21 protein-coding genes and 4 pseudogenes are annotated in these 20968 nt (G+C 40.3%); 10 read left to right on the forward strand and 15 right to left on the reverse strand.

Annotated features, from left to right (window positions below; all coding sequences use genetic code 11):
• Positions 1–112: 112 nt before the first annotated feature.
• From dtd to speA, 7 genes and pseudogenes are all read right to left on the reverse strand, one after another.
• Positions 113–483 (reverse strand): annotated as a pseudogene (gene dtd / locus PN838_RS10895) (D-aminoacyl-tRNA deacylase); the annotation flags it as partial.
• Positions 480–1454 (reverse strand): prolyl aminopeptidase, encoded by a 975-nt coding sequence (gene pip, locus PN838_RS10900; protein WP_272180671.1) that lies wholly within the window; start codon positions 1452–1454, stop codon positions 480–482. The pseudogene dtd and the gene pip, both read right to left, overlap by 4 nt.
• A gap of 127 nt (positions 1455–1581) precedes the next feature.
• A complete protein-coding gene (locus PN838_RS10905) occupies positions 1582–2541 on the reverse strand; it encodes a M28 family peptidase (RefSeq protein ID WP_272180672.1) in 960 nt (319 codons plus the stop codon).
• A gap of 197 nt (positions 2542–2738) precedes the next feature.
• Positions 2739–3233 (reverse strand): acetyltransferase, encoded by a 495-nt coding sequence (locus PN838_RS10910; protein ID WP_502592200.1) that lies wholly within the window; start codon positions 3231–3233, stop codon positions 2739–2741.
• 73 nt (positions 3234–3306) lie between these two features.
• Positions 3307–3579, reverse strand: coding sequence for an acyltransferase (locus tag PN838_RS10915; RefSeq protein WP_272180674.1), 273 nt, complete (start codon positions 3577–3579; stop codon positions 3307–3309).
• An 8-nt stretch (positions 3580–3587) separates the two neighbouring features.
• Positions 3588–4499 (reverse strand): annotated as a pseudogene (gene yihG / locus PN838_RS10920) (1-acylglycerol-3-phosphate O-acyltransferase, YihG family).
• 16 nt (positions 4500–4515) lie between these two features.
• Positions 4516–6408, reverse strand: coding sequence for a biosynthetic arginine decarboxylase (gene speA, locus PN838_RS10925; protein WP_272180675.1), 1893 nt, complete (start codon positions 6406–6408; stop codon positions 4516–4518).
• A 185-nt stretch (positions 6409–6593) separates the two neighbouring features.
• Between speA and speE the strand changes: the two are divergent.
• Positions 6594–7474: pseudogene (gene speE / locus PN838_RS10930) on the forward strand (polyamine aminopropyltransferase).
• Between the two features lie 70 nt (positions 7475–7544).
• Here speE and PN838_RS10935 read toward each other — a convergent pair.
• Positions 7545–7790: a DUF3630 family protein gene (locus PN838_RS10935; protein ID WP_215961797.1), complete on the reverse strand. Its 246-nt coding sequence runs from the start codon at positions 7788–7790 to the stop codon at positions 7545–7547.
• Positions 7791–7792: 2 nt separating this feature from the next.
• Positions 7793–8209 (reverse strand): YbaN family protein, encoded by a 417-nt coding sequence (locus tag PN838_RS10940; RefSeq protein ID WP_272180676.1) that lies wholly within the window; start codon positions 8207–8209, stop codon positions 7793–7795.
• 11 nt (positions 8210–8220) lie between these two features.
• Here PN838_RS10940 and PN838_RS10945 point away from each other — a divergent pair, with 11 nt between their 5' ends.
• From PN838_RS10945 to PN838_RS10985, 9 genes are all read left to right on the forward strand, one after another.
• On the forward strand, positions 8221–8763 hold the full coding sequence (locus PN838_RS10945; RefSeq protein WP_272180677.1) for a DUF1285 domain-containing protein: 543 nt from the start codon (positions 8221–8223) through the stop codon (positions 8761–8763).
• Positions 8764–8779: 16 nt separating this feature from the next.
• Entirely contained in the window at positions 8780–10066 is a 1287-nt protein-coding gene (locus PN838_RS10950; protein ID WP_272180678.1) for a metal-dependent hydrolase family protein, read from the forward strand.
• Between the two features lie 278 nt (positions 10067–10344).
• Complete coding sequence (locus tag PN838_RS10955; RefSeq protein ID WP_215961801.1) at positions 10345–11583, forward strand: HlyD family secretion protein; 1239 nt, start codon at positions 10345–10347, stop codon at positions 11581–11583.
• Positions 11584–11585: 2 nt separating this feature from the next.
• Positions 11586–12056 carry a cysteine peptidase family C39 domain-containing protein gene (locus tag PN838_RS10960; protein ID WP_272180679.1) on the forward strand — a complete coding sequence of 157 codons (471 nt, stop codon included), beginning with the start codon at positions 11586–11588 and terminating at the stop codon, positions 12054–12056.
• A 5-nt stretch (positions 12057–12061) separates the two neighbouring features.
• Positions 12062–13093: an ABC transporter transmembrane domain-containing protein gene (locus PN838_RS10965; RefSeq protein WP_272180680.1), complete on the forward strand. Its 1032-nt coding sequence runs from the start codon at positions 12062–12064 to the stop codon at positions 13091–13093.
• A 4-nt stretch (positions 13094–13097) separates the two neighbouring features.
• Positions 13098–13700 (forward strand): ATP-binding cassette domain-containing protein, encoded by a 603-nt coding sequence (locus tag PN838_RS10970; RefSeq protein ID WP_272180681.1) that lies wholly within the window; start codon positions 13098–13100, stop codon positions 13698–13700.
• Between the two features lie 27 nt (positions 13701–13727).
• Positions 13728–13967, forward strand: a complete 240-nt coding sequence (locus PN838_RS10975) for a helix-turn-helix domain-containing protein (RefSeq protein ID WP_215961803.1) — start codon at positions 13728–13730, stop codon at positions 13965–13967.
• A gap of 112 nt (positions 13968–14079) precedes the next feature.
• On the forward strand, positions 14080–14280 hold the full coding sequence (locus tag PN838_RS10980; protein ID WP_272180682.1) for a hypothetical protein: 201 nt from the start codon (positions 14080–14082) through the stop codon (positions 14278–14280).
• Positions 14281–15162: 882 nt separating this feature from the next.
• Complete coding sequence (locus PN838_RS10985) at positions 15163–15513, forward strand: dienelactone hydrolase family protein (RefSeq protein ID WP_441295803.1); 351 nt, start codon at positions 15163–15165, stop codon at positions 15511–15513.
• Between the two features lie 155 nt (positions 15514–15668).
• Here PN838_RS10985 and accC read toward each other — a convergent pair whose 3' ends face one another.
• From accC to dsbD, 6 genes and pseudogenes are all read right to left on the reverse strand, one after another.
• Positions 15669–17009 (reverse strand): acetyl-CoA carboxylase biotin carboxylase subunit, encoded by a 1341-nt coding sequence (gene accC / locus PN838_RS10990; protein WP_272180683.1) that lies wholly within the window; start codon positions 17007–17009, stop codon positions 15669–15671.
• Between the two features lie 12 nt (positions 17010–17021).
• Positions 17022–17477: an acetyl-CoA carboxylase biotin carboxyl carrier protein gene (accB, locus tag PN838_RS10995; RefSeq protein WP_215961806.1), complete on the reverse strand. Its 456-nt coding sequence runs from the start codon at positions 17475–17477 to the stop codon at positions 17022–17024.
• Between the two features lie 24 nt (positions 17478–17501).
• Positions 17502–17951, reverse strand: coding sequence for a type II 3-dehydroquinate dehydratase (aroQ, locus tag PN838_RS11000; protein ID WP_272182569.1), 450 nt, complete (start codon positions 17949–17951; stop codon positions 17502–17504).
• Between the two features lie 214 nt (positions 17952–18165).
• Positions 18166–19143: a GGDEF domain-containing protein gene (locus tag PN838_RS11005; RefSeq protein WP_272180684.1), complete on the reverse strand. Its 978-nt coding sequence runs from the start codon at positions 19141–19143 to the stop codon at positions 18166–18168.
• Complete coding sequence (locus PN838_RS11010) at positions 19143–19526, reverse strand: thioredoxin fold domain-containing protein (protein WP_272180685.1); 384 nt, start codon at positions 19524–19526, stop codon at positions 19143–19145. The genes PN838_RS11005 and PN838_RS11010 overlap by 1 nt, the downstream gene beginning before the upstream one ends.
• A 33-nt stretch (positions 19527–19559) precedes the next feature.
• Positions 19560–20947, reverse strand: a pseudogene (gene dsbD, locus PN838_RS11015) (protein-disulfide reductase DsbD).
• Positions 20948–20968 lie beyond the last annotated feature (21 nt).

Consider the following 20968-nt stretch of genomic DNA (forward strand, 5'->3'; position numbering starts at 1 on the left):
TTTATTATTTGATCGCACCTGTAGCATTGGGTCCAATATTTAAAAACTAGGTTTCCAACTGAAACGTTACGGGACCGTCGTTAACCAAGCTCACCTGCATGTCGGCACCAAAAATTCCAGTTTCAACATTCACATCGAGTTCTTTACATTGACGAACAAAATACTCATACATTGTATTGCCATGTTCTGGTGTTGCTCCCCGGGAAAATCCAGGTCGTGTGCCTTTTTAGTGTCCGCTACTAATGTAAATTGAGAGACAACTAACAACTCGCCACTGACTTGTTTTAAGTTTAAATTCATCCGGCCATTGTCGTCAGAAAATATTCTATAAGTGGCGATCCGTTCTGCTAACCGCTTTGCTTTCGCTTCGGTGTCGTCTTTTTCGACACCGAGTAACACTAATAAGCCACCACCAATATTACCGACTGTTTGCCCGCCAACTTCAACTTTTGCCGACGATACACGTTGTATCAAACCTATCATTTTTTATTAATAAACTCCGCAATTTGAATACCTGCGCGCACTAGTCCGTCGGTAATACCGACTTCAAAACAACTGTGCCCTGCACATGGAACAATTTCTAAAACGCCACTGGACCAATATTGATCTAACGTAAAGGCGTTTTCTGCTTTGCAAACGATATCGTATCTGCCGTGAATTATATACCCCGGGATCTGTTGTATTCGTTTGATCTCACTGATAATTTCAGATTCATACAAGAAACAGTCATTCAAAAAGTAATGACAATTTAACATTGCCATCGCGATAATGTCTTTATTGCTCATGTCTGAATTAGGATTACTTTGCGGGGTTTTGAGTTGCACAATATTACTTTCCCACTGCAAAAACTGTTTTGCCGCGGTTAATTGTTCTAAGTCATTTTCACCTGAGAGTTTTTGATAATAGCTTTCGAGTAATTCAATAGTAGAATCAAACTGGTGACCTTTAATAAACCGCTGATAGTACTCAGGAAAAATTTCACTGGCCCCACCTTTACCAAACAACCATTCAATGTCTTGTCGTCTTGCGAGAAAAACACCTCTGAGCAATAAGCCCAATACCATCTCTGGAAACTCAATTGCATAGTACAAGGCGACTGTTGTGCCCCACGAACCACCAGCCACAACCCAACGCTTGATGTTCAGTTCTTGCCTTATTATTTCCATATCATGGGCGAGATCTTTAGTGGTATTTTGCCAAATCGCATTTATGTCATTGGCGCAATGAGGTGTAGATTGACCACAACCACGTTGGTCAAACAGGATAATTCGATACAATTGAGGATCATAAAATCGTCGGTGCGCTGCCGATGAGCCGCCGCTAGGACCTCCATGACAATAAACGACAGGGATCCCATCGGGGTTACCTGATTCTTCGACGTATAAAACATGCCCATCGTTTACGGCGATTTGCCACGTTTTATTTGCTTTAATTTCGGGAAATAACGAACGCATAATGTGCCAATACAAATAAGATTGATAACGTCATATTAGGCTTGTTAAGCATTTTAATAAAGCTTCTATAACAAATTTAAGCGTCAAGGAGCTGCTGCTAAGTAGTTGAATTTAGTGCCGTCTGACATTAATGAAATTCGTCAAGTTGGTCTAACATTTGGGTAACGATCATTATGGTGTAGGTTGCCTTTGCTAAAAACTCGACATCGGCGTTTTCAAAGGTGTCACTGCTTTGATGGTAGTGTTTGTGGGTATCCACACCAAAATAGATATAAGGGATCTTACGTTTTGCAAACGCATAATGATCACTGGCTTTGCGCCAATCGACGGCGTCATTGCTGCTACTTTTACTGCGAAATTTTTGCCTGCCGTGCCCAAACTTGAGTCTAAAATTTTGAAGCGGTACGCGGGCTTTTGTCTGTTCTAAAATGGGTGCTAAATAATCCGATTTTTTAGCGCCACTGATATAAAGCGTATTTCGTCGACCACCTTGGCTCAACATATCCAAGTTAATATTGAGCTTAATCTTTTCCAAAGCTACCGGTGGTGAATCAACAAATGCAAAAGCGCCATATAATCCACTTTCTTCCAAATCCGTTGCGACAAATATATATGAATAATGCAAATCAGTTTGAGCAAGGCCAGCGGCTAACGACAATAAAGCAGATACGCCTGAGGCGTTGTCATCTGCGCCTAAGTGCATTTTACCGCGGCTCATACCTAAATGGTCGTAATGTGCGGTAACAACAATGTATTGGTCGGCATTTGAACCGCCCCGGAGCCAGCCTACGAGGTTATTGCCCGCCTTATCAGCTAACCACTGCTTCTTAATAAAAGGCTGCTCAAAGCTATCATTAAACGGCATTAATCCAATATCTTTGAATCGTTTTTGAATGTAACGTTGAGCTAGGGCGTGACCTGTTGTACCCGGTTTTCGACCAGCCATCGAGGGGTGAGACAAATGTTTGAAGTCATTTAATAAAGCCGTTTTACTGGCTTGCGGCAAAAACGGAATTGGAGGCTCTGGTGAGACGTTTGAGGATGCTGAACTTTCTATGGCAATTACTGACGTGGCCCCTATAGACAAGAGCAATATGACGCCAATAAGATTTACAACATTAATAACCCATCTCCTAAGAAACAATGCGGGTAAATTAACCATAGTTTAGGAAGAATGGTTAAGCCAAATTAGCGACAATTAATTTGGCGTTCAGTCAGTAGGATCCAACTAGGTATTACCACTTGTTTAATCTGGCCAACACTTTGTCTTTTTCTAGCCATAAATCATTTAGCTAAGGTCTGAAAACGGACTTTAAATGACTCGTCATTAAAGTAGTCACCAACAATATCGTCATTAACTTCCAATACTTCAACTCGGACTTGCACACGTTTCAACTTGCCAAATAAAATTGAGGTTGTGGCATTTTGGTTATCTGGATAATTTAACGTGACATTTAATACGCCTGAGAACAAATGCCCCATGGCCGCCAGCGTAAATGCAATGCCACCAGCACGCGGTGGCAACAAGTACTTAAACGGGCTTTTTGTTTCCTTTTGTTTTTGCGGGCTCACGCGAGTCCCTTCCACAAAGTTGATTATCGTCGTTGGAATATCTTTAAATTTTTCACACGACTTTTTTGTGCTTTCAATGTCTTGGCCTTTTTTCTCGGGATGCTTTTCTAAATAACTGCGGCTATAACGTTTCATAAACGGCATATCCATCGCCCACGCGGCCATGCCAATAAATGGTGTGCGTTTTAATTCGTTTTTTAAAAAAATTTAGGAGAAGGCAACGTATTTAGCGCTATTTGAGTTAAGACCATAATGTCGACCCAACTAACATGGTTGCATATCAACAAGTACCAACTTTTTTGTCAAAGTCATCAAGGTCATCAATTTCCCAAACCACTGGATTTGTTAAATTAATCGCAAATAGGTTACCTATTGCCCAGCTTCTCCAAATCGCATTTATGAAAAAGTTGAGAATGGTTGCAACAATTTTAAATGGCAAAATAAGTTTAATAATACCTAAGATAAAAATTGATGTCGCGACAAGCGCAGTGATGCTAAAAAACAGCGGCAAAGTGATAAAAATAAGCAACCACGGCGGTAGAAATGACAACATAAATATTCCTAAGTTTGAGATTCAGATTGCAATTTTAACTGCAACAAGGTTTCCTGTTTTTGAGTCCAAATACCGTTAATCCAGCTGTGAAGACGCTTTTTATATTCTTTGTCCGTACTGTAATCCCCAATGATGTCCTAGGTAATTTCGTGTACATCGATGTGCATTGAAACATTACGAATTCGACCAGATAAAAAATGCCAAAACGTAGGAATTTGTTGTGGGTAATAAATGGTGACATCAATAACTTTATGCAATTGCTCGCCCATTACCGTAAAAACAAAACCGATCCCACCGGATTTTGGCTTTAATAACCCTGTATATTTACTATTTTGGTTTTCATGTTTTTTATCGGTATAACGCGTGCCTTCAATGAAATTCATGACGGATACAGGTTTGTATTTAAACTTTTCACAGGCTTCACGAGTGGTCGCTAAATCTTTGCCTTTCAAATGAGGATTTTTGGCCAAAAAGCTTTTTGTGTATCGCTTCATAAAAGGGAAATCCAACGCCCACCACGTCAAACCTAATATCGGCACGTAACGCAATTGTTCCTTTAGGAAAAATTTTAAAAATGGGATCTTTCCGTTAAAAACTCTTTGTAATACAACAATATCAACCCATGACTGGTGATTAGATATAACCAAGTACCAATCTTTTTTCGATAAATTGAGATCACCCGTTACCGTGATTTTCATCGGGCTCAAAATCTTCTGGATGACCGTATTCACACTCACCCAACTGGCCGCACAAAAATCCAATAAAATTGTAATAAATTTACGCGAACTGGCGAACGGAATAAGCTTAAATACAGACAATGCAAAAATTGGTAACGACCAAAAAATCGTGTTTATGCAATACAAGCAAAACGACATTACCCCAACAATACTTCCCACTATGTTTTCGATCCAAATTCTCATTTAGTCTTATACTCTCTTAATCTTCAAAATAAGTGTAACCCGCTAACCCCGACTGCAACTCGTCAATAAACTGTGATTTTTGACTCGCCGACAACTCGGTTTTACGAATATTACGGCGGTAGTTTATCATTAACTTGTCAACATCAAACTGCACATGTTGCAAAACATCAGAAACACTTTCGCCTTTTAACGACTGAGTAAAGCGATACCCTCTAGGGTCTTCGTCAGACAATTCAACGTGCACTGAGTCTGTGTCACCAAACAAGTTATGTAAGTCGCCTAAAATTTCTTGGTATGCGCCAACCATAAACATGCCGATAAGGTAATCGTTATGTTCGGTATACGGCGGCAATGGCAGGCTCGATTCAATTCCTGCGCCGTCCGCATATTGCCTAATCTGTCCGTCTGAATCACAGGTAATATCCTGAATAATGGCGCGGTTTTCCAATGGCTTGTCTAAGTATTGGATTGGCATGACCGGAAACAATTGTTCTATTCCCCACACGTCAGGCATTGATTGAAATAACGAGAAGTTAACGAACACTTTGTCAGCTAACTTTTCATTAATTTCGTCCAACACTTCTCTATGAGTACGTGCTCTTGGGTCCAATATTTTTTGAACCTGAGACAATATTTTAAAATACAGTTGCTCTATTACCGCCCAATCTTTTAACCCAATAAGGCCAACCACATATTGTTGGTGCGCGTCGGCAAAAAGCTGGATAGCGTCATGATACGACTCGATTGCATGTCGCGCATCAGTTAATTGATAGCTGCGCCACAACTCTAGCAAAATTGCTGGCGCATCGTCACTTGGTTGGGCAATCGACTCTGGAACCGGTGCTTTTTCAATATCGATAACATCCGTTATTAACACCGCATGATGTGCGGTCATTGCACGTCCTGATTCGGTAATAATATCAGGATGCGGTAAGTCAAATCGGTCACAAATTTCAGCAATTGGTGCAACAACGTTTTTTGCGTATTCATCGACGGTATAGTTCATTGAACAGGCACTTCTGGACCCCGAACCTTCATAGTCGACGCCAAGTCCGCCACCCACATCGATAATAGTAATAGGCGCATTTAACTTTCGTAATTCAGCATAATGACGGGCACACTCGGTAATCGCATTGTGGATATCGCGGATGTTAGCAATTTGCGACCCTATATGAAAATGCACAAGTTGCAGGCTAGCCAAGTACCCCGCCCCTTCTAATAAGTCGATGACTTGCAATACCTGATTGGCCGATAAACCAAATTTGCCTTTTTCACCGCCGGTATTTTGCCATTTCCCTTTGCCAATCGAATTTAGTCGAATTCGAACTCCGATGACTGGCATAACACCAATGTCTTGCGCTGCGGCAACAAGTGCTGCAACTTCAGATACTTTTTCAACAACAACATGAACCTTATGCCCCATCGACTGACCAATACAGGCCAAGCGCATAAACTCGCTGTCTTTATAGCCGTTACAAACAATTGTAATTGGATGTTCAGAAACACCCAAAATAGCCATCAACTCAGGTTTACTTCCGGCTTCTAGTCCCACTTTTTCTGATGGGTGGCTAATAATTTTCTCAACAACAGAAAACTGTTGATTCACTTTAATTGGATAAACCGCTGTATAACGACCTTTATACTCGCGCTCTTGTTTGGCTTTCTTAAACGCGTCAACAAGTCGTGTCACTCTATGGGACAATATATCAGTGAACCTAACTAATATTGGGTACGTTAATCCTTCGTCTTTTAACTCCTGACAAAGATGTGCAAAGTTAATTGGTGCTTGCCCAGTTACACTTGGATCAACACAAACTTCACCTTCCGGGTTAATCGAAAAGTAACCTTCGCTCCAACGTTCAATATTATAAACTTGTTGAGCATTTAACACTGCGGATGAATTAACCACAAATAAGACGCCATAAAATGAATTTAAGGCGGTATTTTAACTTAATTATCACCAGAAAGAGAACAATAAGAAAAAGTTATCACATCTTTGAGTGTAATTATTTGTTAAACATGAAAGGTAAAAATTGCAGTCGGGCTAATTATCAACGAAAATACGCTAAACCGATTATTTTTATGGAGATTGGCATGGCCAATACAACTGAGTCTTCTAACCCAAACTTGTCTAATGATGAGTGGTGCACTGAAATAAACAACGGCGCAGCATTTGGCCTTAAAATCAAAAAAGCTCGCGACAAAACAATCCGATTTCCAACTTGTCGAAATTTATGAAACCGAAGAGTTTGGCAATCTAATGATGTTAGATGGCTGCACTATGGTATCGACCCGTGAAAACTTTTTGTACCACGAGATGATGAGTCACCCGGCGCTTTTCACCCATAAAAATCCTAAAAACGTGGTCATCATTGGTGGCGGCGATTGCGGTACATTAAAGGAAGTATTACGTCACCCGAATGTTGAAACAGTTCATCAAATCGATATCGATAAAGTCGTGACCGAAATGTCCGAGCTTTATTTCCCAGAATTGTGTGAATCCAACGATGACCCTAGAGCCATTATCAAGTTTGACGACGGCATTAAGTTTATGGCCGAAGCTAAAGATAACTCAATTGATATTATCATCGTTGACTCAACAGACCCAGTTGGCTCAGAGTGAAGGTTTGTTTAACCATGCATTTTATCGCAATTGTTTGCGAGCTTTGCGTAGTGATGGGATCTTTGTTCAACAAAGCGAATCGCCACTGTTGCATTTACCCCTATTAAAAGAAATGCGTGACGCAATGTTGGATGTTGGTTTTAGTGATTTACAACACGTTAACTTCCCGCAAATGATTTATCCATCAGGTTGGTGGAGCAGTACTTTAGCTAAAAAATCTGGGGCTTTTGAAGAATTCAGAAAAGAAGATGCTGATAAAGCCGCTTTGCAATGGCAGTTAAATTACTATAATAGTGACATTCATGTTGGTGCGACGGCATTACCAAACTTTTTAAAACGTGCATTTGTATAATCAAATTCAAAGAGCCAACAACATGTTGGCTCTTTTTCTTATGAGGTCTGTCGCACACACACAAATCTAACTAAAAATCCTGTTCAACCCAAATCGATTCAGTGTAATGTTCAAAGTGTAAAACGTATTGATGTTGACCTAAACGAAAGCGAATTTGGTGCAGGTCAAGGCCATAATTCTTTTCAATTAACTTGGCTTTTTCAACCGCTAAAAATTCAGCCGTAAACTCATCAAAGTCTTGCCAATCTGGAAATGGAACAACCGATAGCTGCCAAACGTCACCTACTTTTTGTCTTGAATAACGATATTTTGTCATCTTTATTTCGGCTGCGAAGGCCGACTCCAAATAAACACTAAAACACAACCCACTGCCGCGCATATGCCAACAACGACGGATGTTGGTACGGGCATAAAATAGAAGCTCGTACTGAGCATCACGACAATACTAAAGGTGGCCAACCATTTTACACGTAATCGGATAACACCGTTTGTTTGCCAGTCTTGTATCAGTGGTCCAAAAACGTTGTGGTGCAACAACCACAAATGAAACCGTTCGGAGCTTTTCGAGAATGCAAATGCAGCAACGAGAATAAACGGCGTTGTTGGTAACAATGGTAAAATAATACCAAGCGTTCCTAAAATAATACAAAGCCAGCCTAATGCAAAATAGGCCAATTTAGAGAGCGTCATGACTAAAGTGAATTCATCCTTTATGATTAGGTAAAACTTTATCATAGATTTTGAATATGGATCTGCAACAACTTACCCAACAGCTCGATAATTTGGATAAACAGCCACCATTTGACCAATGGCATCCAACCCATTGTGGCGAAATCGACATAGTTATTAAATCCGATGGCACTTGGTGGCATATGGGATCGCAGATTAAACGAGAAAAGCTTGTTAAATTATTTGCCAATGTTCTTGTTGAAGAAAATGGTCAGCATTTTCTAAAGACGCCTGCTGAAAAGATGTTAATCACCGTTGAAGAAACTCCATTTGTGATCACGCAATGGCAACATATTAGCTGTGAGCCAAATGAGGCCATTGAAGTTACGTCAAATCTTGGTCACAAAGTCATAATTAGCAATAAACACCCAATCTCTGTCGTAACGTCAAAAGGTGAGCAAAAAGTAGTTGTGACATTACACCGTCGCCTTAAAGCGGTCGTCCATCGAAATGTTTACTACCAATGGATTGAAATTGCTGCCGAAAAAGTGCTCAATGGAAAAAACCATCTAACCTTAACCAGTGGCGATTATGAATTTTCTATCGGACACTATGAATAACAACACAAGGTCAATTATGAAACTAACTCAACTCGGTCTAGCGTCGACATTTGTCGCAGGTCTTTTGTTGCCTCTTCAGGCTGCAACCTACATTCATGCTGGCAAACTCATCGACGGCAAGTCAGACAAAGTATCAAAAGAACAAACTATTGTTGTAGATGATAATAAAATTGTCAGTATCGACGATGGGTATTTAACTCCAGGTGTTGGTGACAAACTGATTGATGCCCGTGATAAAACGGTCATGCCGGGCTTGATGGATATGCACACTCACCTAAGTTTGGAATTTAACAAAACCTCCTATGCTGAGCGTTTTACCAAAAATGCCGCAGACTATGCTTACAAATCAGTTGGTTTTGCCAATACAACTTTAATGGCCGGCTTTACAACCGTTCGTGATTTAGGCGACAGTTACAACGTTACAGTCTCTTTAAAAAATGCGATTAACAGTGGGCTCATTGTTGGGCCAAGGATATTCACGGCTGCAAAGTCTATTGCCACAACCGGCGGTCATGCTGACCCAACTAATGGCTTTAACGCAATTATCAAGGGCGATCCAGGGCCAAAAGAAGGTGTCATTAATGGGCCTGAAGATGCCTATAAAGCCGTTCGTCAACGTTATAAAGATGGTGCTGACCTAATCAAGATCACCGCTACAGGCGGTGTTTTAAGTGTCGCTAAAAGTGGTCAAAACCCACAATTTACGCAAGCAGAAGCCGATGCCATTGTTAAAGCAGCAAAAGACTATGATATGACAGTTGCTGTTCATGCCCATGGTGCAGAAGGTATGGAACGCGCTATTGAAGCGGGTGTTGACTCAATCGAACACGGCACTTACATGAGCAAAAAAATCATGAAGCTGATGAAGAAAAAAGGCACTTACTACGTTCCTACCATTACAGCAGGTAAATACGTAGCAGAAAAAGCCGCAATACCCGGTTTTTATCCCGCTGTAGTACAACCAAAAGCCGCTGCAATTGGTCCAAAGATCCAAGCGACGTTTAAACGTGCCTATGATTACGGAGTCAAAATCGCATTTGGGACCGACTCTGGCGTTTTCCCGCACGGTGAAAACTGGAAAGAATTCATTTATATGACCGAAATGGGTATGCCTGCGATGGAAGCAATTCAATCAGCCACAATAGAAGCAGCCAAGTTACTAAAGATTGATAACGAACTCGGTTCATTAGAAAAAGGGAAAATTGCCGATATTATCGCCGTTGATGGTGACCCAATAAACGACATTAGCGTGATGGAAAAAGTTACTTTTGTCATGAAAGCAGGACAAATATTTAAACAATAACCTGTACAAATGGGCCACAATCTTTGTGGCCCATTATTTCAAATTGTCAAAAAAGTACATAATTTTCATCAAATTGCACCGCTGTACCCCTTGAATTGTATGGCATATAACTGCAAGTAATAAATTGTACAGTTTTTAATCAATTTATTTTATAAATAAATGTTTGAAAAAATCTCACCAATATCCCACCCTTGTTGCGGGACTTAAAACAATCAAATTGACACGCAACCTTCTTTAATGGAATGGTTTTTTTGTCTAAATTTTCTAAGGAATAGAAAATGGGATTGTTTCGGAAACAAGTCTTAAATCAACACAGTCAGGAGCAATTTGGAGAAATTGTCCTTGCACAACCAGTAGCTTTTTCTTCACTATTTATCCTTTTTGTTTGTCTGTTTATCACCTCCATCGCATTTATCACCAATGCGTCGTATACCCAAACTCAAACCGTCGTTGGTCAATTAACAACGACCGAAGGTGACATTACCTTTACCGCACCACAAAATATGGTGGTGGATACGTTATTTGTTAAACCAGGTTTGGTTGTTGAGAAAGGCACGCCGCTTGTTAAATTAACATCACAAGCAACGACGGTAGATGGCAGTGATTTAATTGAGTTTAATATCAGCCAACTACAAACTCAAATCCATCAATATCATGTTCAAAAACAGCAACTTGATAAAACGCTTGAAACGCAAATAGAGGCACTAAAGTTAGATCAAACGTCGTTAAACCAACAACAAGCTTCGCTGCAATCTCAACTTACGTTTTTAAGTCAGCGAACAGCCATCGCCCAGCAACAATTTCTAAAGTTTACCGAACTTGCCCAACAAGGCTTAGTGAGTGAATTGCAGGCAAGCCAATATCGAGTCAGCCTGCTTGAACTTAAACAACAGTCGGATAACTTTACCCAGCAAATCAAAACACTCACGTTTGAACTGGACAAGATCAGATTCAAATTGGAAACGATAAAAACCCAACAACAAAGTGAACATGCTCAGTTTGATCAGCTTATCAGCGACAAAAAGATCCAGATTGCGCAGATGAGAAACGCAACAGAAAAGCTATTTGTAGCGCAAAAGGACGGTATCGTCTCCACTATAAATATTAAACAAGGTCAGCGCGTATCCTCTGGGCAGTTCATGTTTACCATTGCCCCGCTCGAACCTAAGTTATACGCAGAGTTATTAATCCCTTCGCGTTCGATTGGCTTTATTCAACAAGGCACACCGGCAAATTTGAAGCTTCAGGCTTATCCTTTTGAAAAATTTGGCGCATTACATGCCACGCTGAGTAGCATTCCAACTTCAATAATTTCGTCGTCAGAAGTAAATTGGCAAAGTCAAAATCAAGGGCCTATTTATCAAGTTAATGCCGAACTGTCGCGGCAAACCATAGATGCCTATGGGCAAGAGCGCCCGCTGCAAAATGGCATGTTGTTAACCGCTGAATTACAAGTTGAGTCAAGAAGCTTAGCTGAATGGTTATTCGAACCTATTATCGCAGCATTAGGAGAATAGTCATGAACGTCATTTTACAATCAGAAGCTTCTGAATGTGGGCTATCTTCGATCGCGATGATAGCCAACCACTTTGGCTACAAGACAGACATGAACCACATGCGCCAAAAATTTCCGCAAACACTTAAGGGCACAACTTTAAAACAACTAATCGACATAGCCGCTGCGATAAACCTGTCGGCCAGAGCCTTAAAACTGGAAGTTTCAGACTTAACAAAACTGTCTTTGCCCTGCGTTATTCATTGGGACATGAATCATTTTGTGGTCCTCAAACAAGTAAATGCAAAGACCATAAAAATAATTGACCCAGCGCGGGGCGAAGTGAGTTTGAGCCTAGAAGAATTTAACAAACACTTTACTGGCATTGCTCTGGAGCTCTCGCCTAACAAACAATTTAACAAACAAGATCAACGTGGTCCTCGATTAACCTTAGGGAAATTATCGCCGCATGCCATGGGCTCAAATCCCCTTTAAGTCAGTTGCTCATATTGTCTGTTATGCTGCAATTTATTACGTTGGCGTTTCCTTATTACCTGCAACTGGTGGTCGATCAGGTATTGCCCAGTTTTGATGGTCAATTTCTTGTGGTTCTCGCATTAGGGTTTGGCGGATTAACCCTATTTAATTCTGCTGTAGCCTCACTGCGCGGCGCTACGGTGATCTATTTAAATAATTCGATGAGTAAGCAACTGGCATTTGGCTTGTTTAATCGAGTTATTAATCTGCCCCTTGGTTTCTTTGAGAAACGATTTATTGGAGATTTGGTTTCTCGTTTTTCATCACTGCATAATGTCCGGCAGATAATTACAAATCATCTAGTTGAAGGTGTAGTCGACGGTCTTATGGCCATTGGCACCTTGATCATGATCTATTTATACAATACAACGCTAGCAACCATCGTTGTTGCAACTATGCTGGTGTATTTGATCCTGCGGTTGTGTTCTTTTTCATCCCTTAAAAAATCCTTAGAACAAAATATCCACGACCGAGCAGTTGAGTCGTCGAGCTTTATGGAAAATATGCGGGCGATTCAGACTATCAAATTATTTGGTTTGGAATCACAACGTCAATCCATCTGGCAGAACTTATATATCAGTTCGTTGAACAGTGAAATTCGGGTATCCAAATTACAGCTATTTTATCAAATTATTAATGGACTGCTGTTTGGTATTGAAAATGTCATTGTCATCTTTATCGGTGCTCAACTCGTTATCAACAGTGACGCTAACACCACCTTTAGCCTAGGCATGTTAACTGCTTTTATTGCCTACAAATCTCAGCTAACACAACGGTTCGCAGCGCTCGTTGACAAATTTATAGAATTTAAAACGTTATCAATTCATTTAAACCGTTTATCCGACTTTGTTTCAGAGCCCACGGAGTCAACAGCACACCAACGACAGTTACCCGCCTTAAGTGGTGAATTACAAATACGGGATCTAAATTACCGATATTCACCAACGGAAAAATGGCTATTTTCCAATCTCAACCTTAGCGTTAAGTCAAGGTGAATCAGTGGCGATTATTGGCGCTTCTGGCTGCGGAAAAACCACATTATTAAAAGTTATTTTGGGATTATTACCGCCAGATTCTGGAGAGATCCTATGGGACGGCATTAACCAACAAAACTGTAATCCACATTCACTCCGCAGTCAGGTCGGCAGTGTGATGCAAAATGATCAATTATTATCGGGCTCGATAGCCGCAAATATTTCACAATTTTCTGAACGATACGATATCGAGCATGTCATGTATTGCGCCAAAATTGCTGCAATTCATGACGAAATTATAGAGATGCCGATGGGATATCACTCTCTTATTGGTGAAATGGGTGTTGCCCTTTCTGGCGGTCAAGTACAACGCATTATATTAGCCAGAGCCTTGTTTCAGTCGCCTCAAATTTTGCTATTAGATGAAGCATCGGCCCATTTGGACATTCATTCAGAATGCCAGATTAATCTGAGTTTAAATGATTTAAAGGTTACCAAAATTGTCGTTGCGCATCGGCCAGAAACCATCGCCCATTGCGACCGCGTATTAGAACTTTCGGGCGGTCGTTTAACCGACGTTACCTCGAACTTTTTAAACTTAAAAAAACAACTGGTCAAAATTGACTAACCACTTCCATACTAAAAGGAGAACAATATGGAAACTTTCACAATAACAGCGTTATCAAAACGCGAAGCACAAGTCTTTCAACAACTACTTACAGGTAAAAGCCAGCAAGATATTGCAGACGCATTATATATCTGTGTTCGAACCGTAAAATTTCATTGTGGCAACATCTACGAAAAACTGGCCGTTAAGAACAAATCTGAATTAGTGAAAATATTCAAACCCAACAAGGTGAATACTGCACTTAAAACTATACCTTGGTCCAGATGATCTTCGCTGAAGATACGACTAACATTTAATGGAAATACTGAATAAGGAACACACAATTCAGTTAGATCACTTGGCCAAGGATGGCCTCCATTAACTTTATAAGGAAAATACAATGCAGACACTTAAAACAGCTCAATTCACGTTGGTATTCGGTGGCGGCAAAGACTCAACTATTAAAGTGGAACAGCCACCGCTTGTTACAGGTGAATGTTTGTTAGCAACAACTGGTATGATGATTTCAGCTTTAGGCGGACCTATATCTTTCATCAGCGGTCTGATAACAGCCGTTAGTTCTTGCCTACTAAAAGATTAATATGACGCATAAGTTTGCTGGGAATACAAACCAGCAAATTTAAATAAGGAGATTTTATGGGACTTTTAAATAAGCTGATAGACCTTCAATTAGGATCGGTTAAACGCATTAAATTGGAGCTACTAATTCATAGTATTGTTGCAATAATGTATTTTTGTATCTGTTTTTATTCGCCGCCAATAGTCGCAGGGATAATTGGGTGTACTCTTTATGTCTGGCAACGAATTTTAACCTACCACCTAAAACAACGGATTAGTTAATTAAAAGGTTTCAAAATGGATTTTGAACATGAGTTAAACCAAAGTGTTAAACGCCGAGCCATTTCACAATTGGCAGGGGAATCGGTCTCATTCCACCATTGGTATAGAAACAAACCTCAGCCCAATAGAGTCTCTTTATTTATTGGGGTATGTATAGGCTTTTGCATCGGCTTAATATTAAGTATTTCCGTTCAATAACCGACAACGTTTGGACTACACAATGCCGTTCCCTCTGTTAGTTTAAGCTAGGGGAAAGGGGAATTTACGATACGATTAAATCAATAAATGGTAAGTCATAAAAGGTCGCCTTTGGTGAAAATAATATTAGTTTCAGACATATTTGGTCGTACCCCGCGGTAGAAAGCCTAGTAGCTGATCTCCTTGATACTTTAGATCATGTAGAAGACATCGATATTGTCGACCCTTACCAAGGTCAATTCGTACCATTTGAAAACGAACTTTCCGCCTACCGATATTTCACTGACAATGTCGGCCTTGTAACTTACTCAAATCTCCTAGAAACCCGATTAGCAGCTCAAATGCCAGTAAGTCACGCTATAGGAGAATTCAGTTCTAACGCTCTATTGCAACAGCCACCAGAGCAAAAAAACCATTAATCTTATTGATAGGTTTTAGTGTTGGGGCTTCCGCTATTTGGAATATCGCTGACCGCCTTATCGATGCTCAAAACCAAATTACCGCCATCGGATATTACGGTTCCCAGATAAGAAACAATCTTAATGTTGCCCCTATATTTCCAATTCAGTTGATATTCCCACAGCAAGAGCAGCACTTCTCTGTGGCTGAGCTAACGGAAAAGCTTTCAGGTAAAATCAATATCGATGTATCTAAAGTGCCTTATGCTCATGGGTTTATGAATAAACTCTCAGACAATTATGATAAGGCGGGTTACCTTGAACAGGTAAATAAAATAAGGCATCAAATTTCAACTCGCGAAATAAACATTTATTAGTCTTTAATAAAAGGGATTTGTCGCTTTACCCATTTCTCGCGAAGACTAAACATTATTTCTCACAAAGCTAAACATTGTTTAAGCACAAAATAAAAAACCGCGAATTGAATTAACAATGCGCGGTTTTTTGACAAAAGCAAAGCCTTAAAGGGACATTACAATCCGAGTTTCTTTTCAAGATAATGGATGTTTGTTCCACCATTTTGGAAGTGTTCGTCTGCCATAATTTCTTTCTGCAAAGGAACGTTTGTTTTAATTCCTTCAACTAACAACTCGTTTAATGCATGTTGCATACGCTTGATAGCGATACCACGGTTTTCACCGTAAGTGATCAGTTTACCAATCATAGAGTCATAGTTTGGCGGCACTTTATAATTTGTATAAATGTGCGAATCCCAACGAACCCCTAAACCATCAGGAGAATGGAAACGTTTGATTTCACCGGCACATGGAATAAATGTAACTGGATCTTCAGCGTTAATTCGACATTCGATAGCATGGCCACGAATTTGAATATCGTCTTGTGTAATTGATAAAGGCTGACCAGCAGCAACGCGCAATTGCTCTTTAATCAAATCAACACCAGTGACCATCTCAGTAACAGGATGTTCAACTTGGATACGGGTATTCATTTCGATGAAATAGAACTCGCCATTTTCATACAAAAATTCAAATGTACCTGCACCGCGGTAACCAATTTCAACACAGGCACGAACACAACGGTCGCCAATGTATTTACGCAAGTCAGGTGTAATACCAGGTGCTGGTGCCTCTTCTACTACTTTTTGGTGACGACGTTGCATCGAACAATCACGCTCACCCAAATGTACTGCATTGCCTTGGCCGTCAGCTAATACTTGCACTTCAATGTGACGAGGGTTTTCAAGGAATTTTTCCATGTAAACGACGTCATTATTAAAGGCTGCACCCGCTTCGGCTTTAGTCATGGCAATTGAGTCAATCAATTCAGCTTCACTACGTACCACACGCATACCACGACCACCGCCGCCGCCTGCTGCTTTAACAATTAACGGGTAACCAATACGTCGCGCAATGGCTTTGTTGGTGTCCGCATCAGGGCCTAACTCGCCGTCTGAGCCTAGTGACACAAGGTACGCCTGCTTTTTCATAGCTTCAATTGCAGATACTTTGTCACCCATTAGGCGGATAGTATCTCCAGTTGGACCAATGAAAATCAAACCACTTTGCTCAACTTGGTCAGCAAAATCAGCATTTTCTGCTAAAAATCCATAACCTGGGTGAATAGCTACAGCGTCAGTAACTTCTGCAGCCGCAATAATTCTAGGAATGTTAAGGTAACTTTCTTGCGCTGACGCTTTACCAATACAAATGGTTTCATCTGCTAACAAGACATGTTTTAGGGTTCTATCAGCGGTTGAATGCACAGCAACTGTTTTGATACCCAACTCTTTACAAGCTCGCAAAATACGCAGGGCAATTTCGCCACGGTTTGCGATAACTACTTTATCTATCATAAGTGACCCTTATTATTCGATGATGAATAATGGTTGATCAAATTCAACTGGATCTTCATTTTCAACAAGAATGGCTTTAACTACACCAGCTTTGTCAGATTCAATTTGGTTCATCATTTTCATTGCTTCGATGATACATAAAACGTCACCAACGTTAACCGTCTGGCCAACTTCAACAAAAGCAGGTGTAGCTGGTGAAGATGCACGATAAAAAGTACCAACCATTGGCGACTGAACTTGATGACCACTAGGAGCAGAAGCTTCAGGTGCTGCGGCTACTGGTGCTGCTGCAGGAGCGGCAGGAGCGGCTGGTGCCATTTGTTGCATTTGCTGCATTGGTGCCGCTTGCATAACTTGAATTGGCGTTCCAGAAATACGGATTGATTCATCACCCTGAGTGATTTCAATTTCACCAACACCAGATTCTTTAACCATGTCGATGAGTGTTCTAATTTTACGAATATCCATTTTAATACCTATATTTAATTCTTATTAATTTTTCAAAATAGTATGTAGAGCTTTGTCGATGGCATAACGATAACCATCAACACCCAAACCACAAATCACACCGACCGCAACATCCGACAGGTAAGATTTATGACGAAATTCTTCTCTGGCATGAACATTTGAAATATGCACCTCTATAAAAGGTATGTTCACACCTAACAACGCATCACGTATTGCAACACTTGTATGGGTAAAAGCAGCAGGATTTATCACAATAAAATCAACTTCCCCCATCGCGCTATGAATAGCGGCAATAAGCTCAGCTTCACTGTTCGATTGCACGTGTTGTAACTCAACATTGCGTGATTGCGCTTGTTCAGCTAAAGTTTCAACAATTTGGGCCAACGTATCGGCGCCATAAATTTCTGGCTCACGCTTACCCAACAAATTAAGATTTGGGCCATTCAACAGTAAAATACGATTATTTGTAGACATCATGTCGCCTTCTTCACCTAAAATACATTCAAAATCTAACATTCACTTATAATTAGTAATTTAACTAAAAAACACCAGATTTGAATAGGCAGAGCGCCATTATAGTGATTTCAATACAATTAGCAGTAAAATACTGGTCTAATGACCGAAGTTGAATTAATTGGTGGTGCAGATTTGCACCAATACTCAATATTTAAGCGCCGAGTACGCTACTTTATTCTATATCTTCAAAATGAGTAACGCGATTACGGCCATTTTCTTTCGAGTAATATAATGCTTTATCTGCGTATTCGACCAAGTGTAACAAGTTTAGTTCATTATTTATTCCACAACATCCAATGCTAATGGTTAAACTATCGACAGATTTAAATTGATGGTTTTCAATCATATTACAAAAACGATTTAGAATGCGTTTAGTTTGTTGCCTCGACACATCACGCAAAATAACGGCAAACTCTTCACCACCATATCGAAACAAACCATCGCGGGAGCGAAAACTCAACCGCATCAAATCAGCTAACTCAACCAATACTTCATCACCAACAACATGCCCATATTCATCATTGATTGCTTTGAAAAAGTCGATATCTATAATTGCCAAGTGCGATTCAAGTACTTCAACAACACCGTCTGAGCTGCGTCGTTTTTCAATATCAGGACGTTGTAATTCAAGTGCTAAATCAATATCAAAACTCTTGCGATTAAGTAATTGGGTTAACCCATCAACTTTAGAGTCAGTGATCAAAATCAGTACATTACAATAGATAGCCAAAATACAAATGATCTGTTCATCGACTTCTTCAGACACGTCAATACCGGTAACAATGCAGGCATAAAAGCGGTGATTTAATATCGCAGGGTAGAATATTTTGTTCTCATCAATTAAGACAAGTTCGTCGACGCTTTCAAGTTCGTCTAAATCAAATTGTCTAATCTGATCAATTTCTTGTGGGTTTTCTAGCGCGCCCGACGAGCTGGAAAACAAGTAAAAGCGATCTCGCTCCGTACCGTCTGAACTCAAATATACCTTATATTCATAAGGTGCCACCACCTCTTCGAGTATGTGCACTAAGGTTTTATTTAGTGCAACCACCGAGCGCTGACACGACATCAACAAAGTATAATCAAACTTTAATGACTCCGCGTCTCTATCTTTATTTCTTTTATTTGTACTTCTAATTTCTTCAGTCACTAGTTAAACGTCGCCCTTAAATGTGCGTTAAATTGTTCAGCATTCATAAACCCAGTTACCCGTCGCCTTTCTAGCTCGTTCCCTGCATTATCAAAGAATAGTATGGTTGGTAATCCTAAAATTTGAAACTTTTCCATAATCTCAATATCAAGTTCGCTGTTTTCAGTCATATCAACCTGCAACATCCGTAATTTTTTCATTTCGTTTTGAACTTGTTTATCACTAAAGGTAAAGGCTTCAAATTCCTTGCAAGCTGCGCACCAATCAGCATATAAATCCAACATAGCCCCTTGACCGTTAGACTTTGCGATTAAAATTTCTTTTTCAATGTCGGCTATGGACACGACTTTTACAAAAGTGACCTCTGAATGCTCAGCTATCACACCACCATTATTAGGGAGTAACTTTAAATGAGGTCAGACCACAAGCGCCAATCCAAAGAATAGGAAGACATAAGACACCAACCAAAAAACACTTTTAACCGAGGCTTTAACACTGTTAAGGTATTCGTGATGGAAATAAGCGGCCATCGCCAACACCCAAACACCGGCTGTTATCAGTACCCAATGAAACTCAACAAAGCGATCTAATAGGATAACGGGGATCGCTAACAATATAAAACCAAATAAATTTTTAACAAAATTCATCCAGTTGCCGGCTTTTGGCAATAACTTCCCACCAGACAAACCAATGACCAGTAGCGGCAGCCCCATTCCCAAACTTAACACGTATAGTGTCACAAAGCCGATCACCAGATCGCCAGTTTGTGCAACATACAATAATGCGCCAGTTAAAGGCGCTGTGGTGCATGGTGAGGCAATAAGACCACTCAATAACCCCATCATAAATACGCCAACGACATTCCCCGATTTTTGATTGTTGCTCACTTGCGTAAGCTTACTGGTCCAAGAGCTCGGCAATTGTAGGTTATACCAACCAAACATGGCCCCTGCTAAACCGATAAAAATAAGACTGACCGAAATTAAAATAGCGGGATGTTGCAGCGCAGCCTGAAATTGAGCACCAGCACTTGCCACAATGAGACCCAATAATGAATACGTTAAAGCCATACCTTGTACGTAGATAAAAGCGAGGTATAGCCCTTTTCTCGCTGTTAAGTTTTCCTGACCAGCGATTATGCCTGACAAAATGGGGAACATTGGGAATACGCAGGGAGTAAACGCTAAACCGACACCTAGTCCAAAAAAGATCAGCAGTACCCATGCAAAATTTTCAGAATTCAATCTATCGGCCAATATATTCTGAGTTGAATCCCCTGAAGTGTCATTGTTCAAATACGTCGTTTGGTTTTGCTCAGTCAAAGCAGAAAACGTGGCTGCGGTTGAAGATCCATCAGATGTTGAAGTTGCGGAAGAAAATTTATCGACGGGGACAGTTTTGGAGATTGGCTGGTAACACAGACCTGCTTTTGCACAGCCTTGATAACGAACTTTTAATTCCGCATTTTCACTTACATTGGCAACTGTAACTTTAATTTCCGATTCAAAAAATATACATCAACTACCCCAAAAAACTCGTCTTCAATTTGGGTCGCGTCAGGCTTTTCGGTTGCTTCAATTGTCAAATTGTCGGCAGCGAACTGAAACTTATCAGCATATAAATAATAACCATCTGCGATTTCCCAACTTAATGTCACCTCATCGTCGTTTTGGGAAAAGTTAAAAACAAATGCTTCTTCTACCGGTAAAAATTGTGTCTGTTGGCCAAACAGAGCTGAGAATGGATCGCTCTTATCTTCGGCATTCACACTTAATGTTGTGCTGATAAGTATTAAACTCAGCACCAAAAAGAACGGACAATTCCA

This window comes from Psychrosphaera algicola, assembly GCF_028401425.1.
GTDB classification, from domain to species: Bacteria; Pseudomonadota; Gammaproteobacteria; order Enterobacterales; family Alteromonadaceae; genus Psychrosphaera; species Psychrosphaera algicola.

Coding starts and splice junctions, on each gene's coding strand:
- PN838_RS10960 (WP_272180679.1), top strand. CDS start 11,586: ATGAACGTCATTTTACAATCAGAAGCTTCTGAATGTGGGCTATCTTCG.
- pip (WP_272180671.1), bottom strand. CDS start 1,454: ATGCGTTCGTTATTTCCCGAAATTAAAGCAAATAAAACGTGGCAAATC.
- PN838_RS10915 (WP_272180674.1), bottom strand. CDS start 3,579: ATGTTGTCATTTCTACCGCCGTGGTTGCTTATTTTTATCACTTTGCCG.
- PN838_RS10940 (WP_272180676.1), bottom strand. CDS start 8,209: ATGATAAAGTTTTACCTAATCATAAAGGATGAATTCACTTTAGTCATG.
- PN838_RS10975 (WP_215961803.1), top strand. CDS start 13,728: ATGGAAACTTTCACAATAACAGCGTTATCAAAACGCGAAGCACAAGTC.
- PN838_RS10950 (WP_272180678.1), top strand. CDS start 8,780: ATGAAACTAACTCAACTCGGTCTAGCGTCGACATTTGTCGCAGGTCTT.
- accB (WP_215961806.1), bottom strand. CDS start 17,477: ATGGATATTCGTAAAATTAGAACACTCATCGACATGGTTAAAGAATCT.
- PN838_RS10935 (WP_215961797.1), bottom strand. CDS start 7,790: ATGACAAAATATCGTTATTCAAGACAAAAAGTAGGTGACGTTTGGCAG.
- accC (WP_272180683.1), bottom strand. CDS start 17,009: ATGATAGATAAAGTAGTTATCGCAAACCGTGGCGAAATTGCCCTGCGT.
- PN838_RS10945 (WP_272180677.1), top strand. CDS start 8,221: ATGGATCTGCAACAACTTACCCAACAGCTCGATAATTTGGATAAACAG.
- aroQ (WP_272182569.1), bottom strand. CDS start 17,951: ATGTCTACAAATAATCGTATTTTACTGTTGAATGGCCCAAATCTTAAT.
- PN838_RS10955 (WP_215961801.1), top strand. CDS start 10,345: ATGGGATTGTTTCGGAAACAAGTCTTAAATCAACACAGTCAGGAGCAA.
- PN838_RS10980 (WP_272180682.1), top strand. CDS start 14,080: ATGCAGACACTTAAAACAGCTCAATTCACGTTGGTATTCGGTGGCGGC.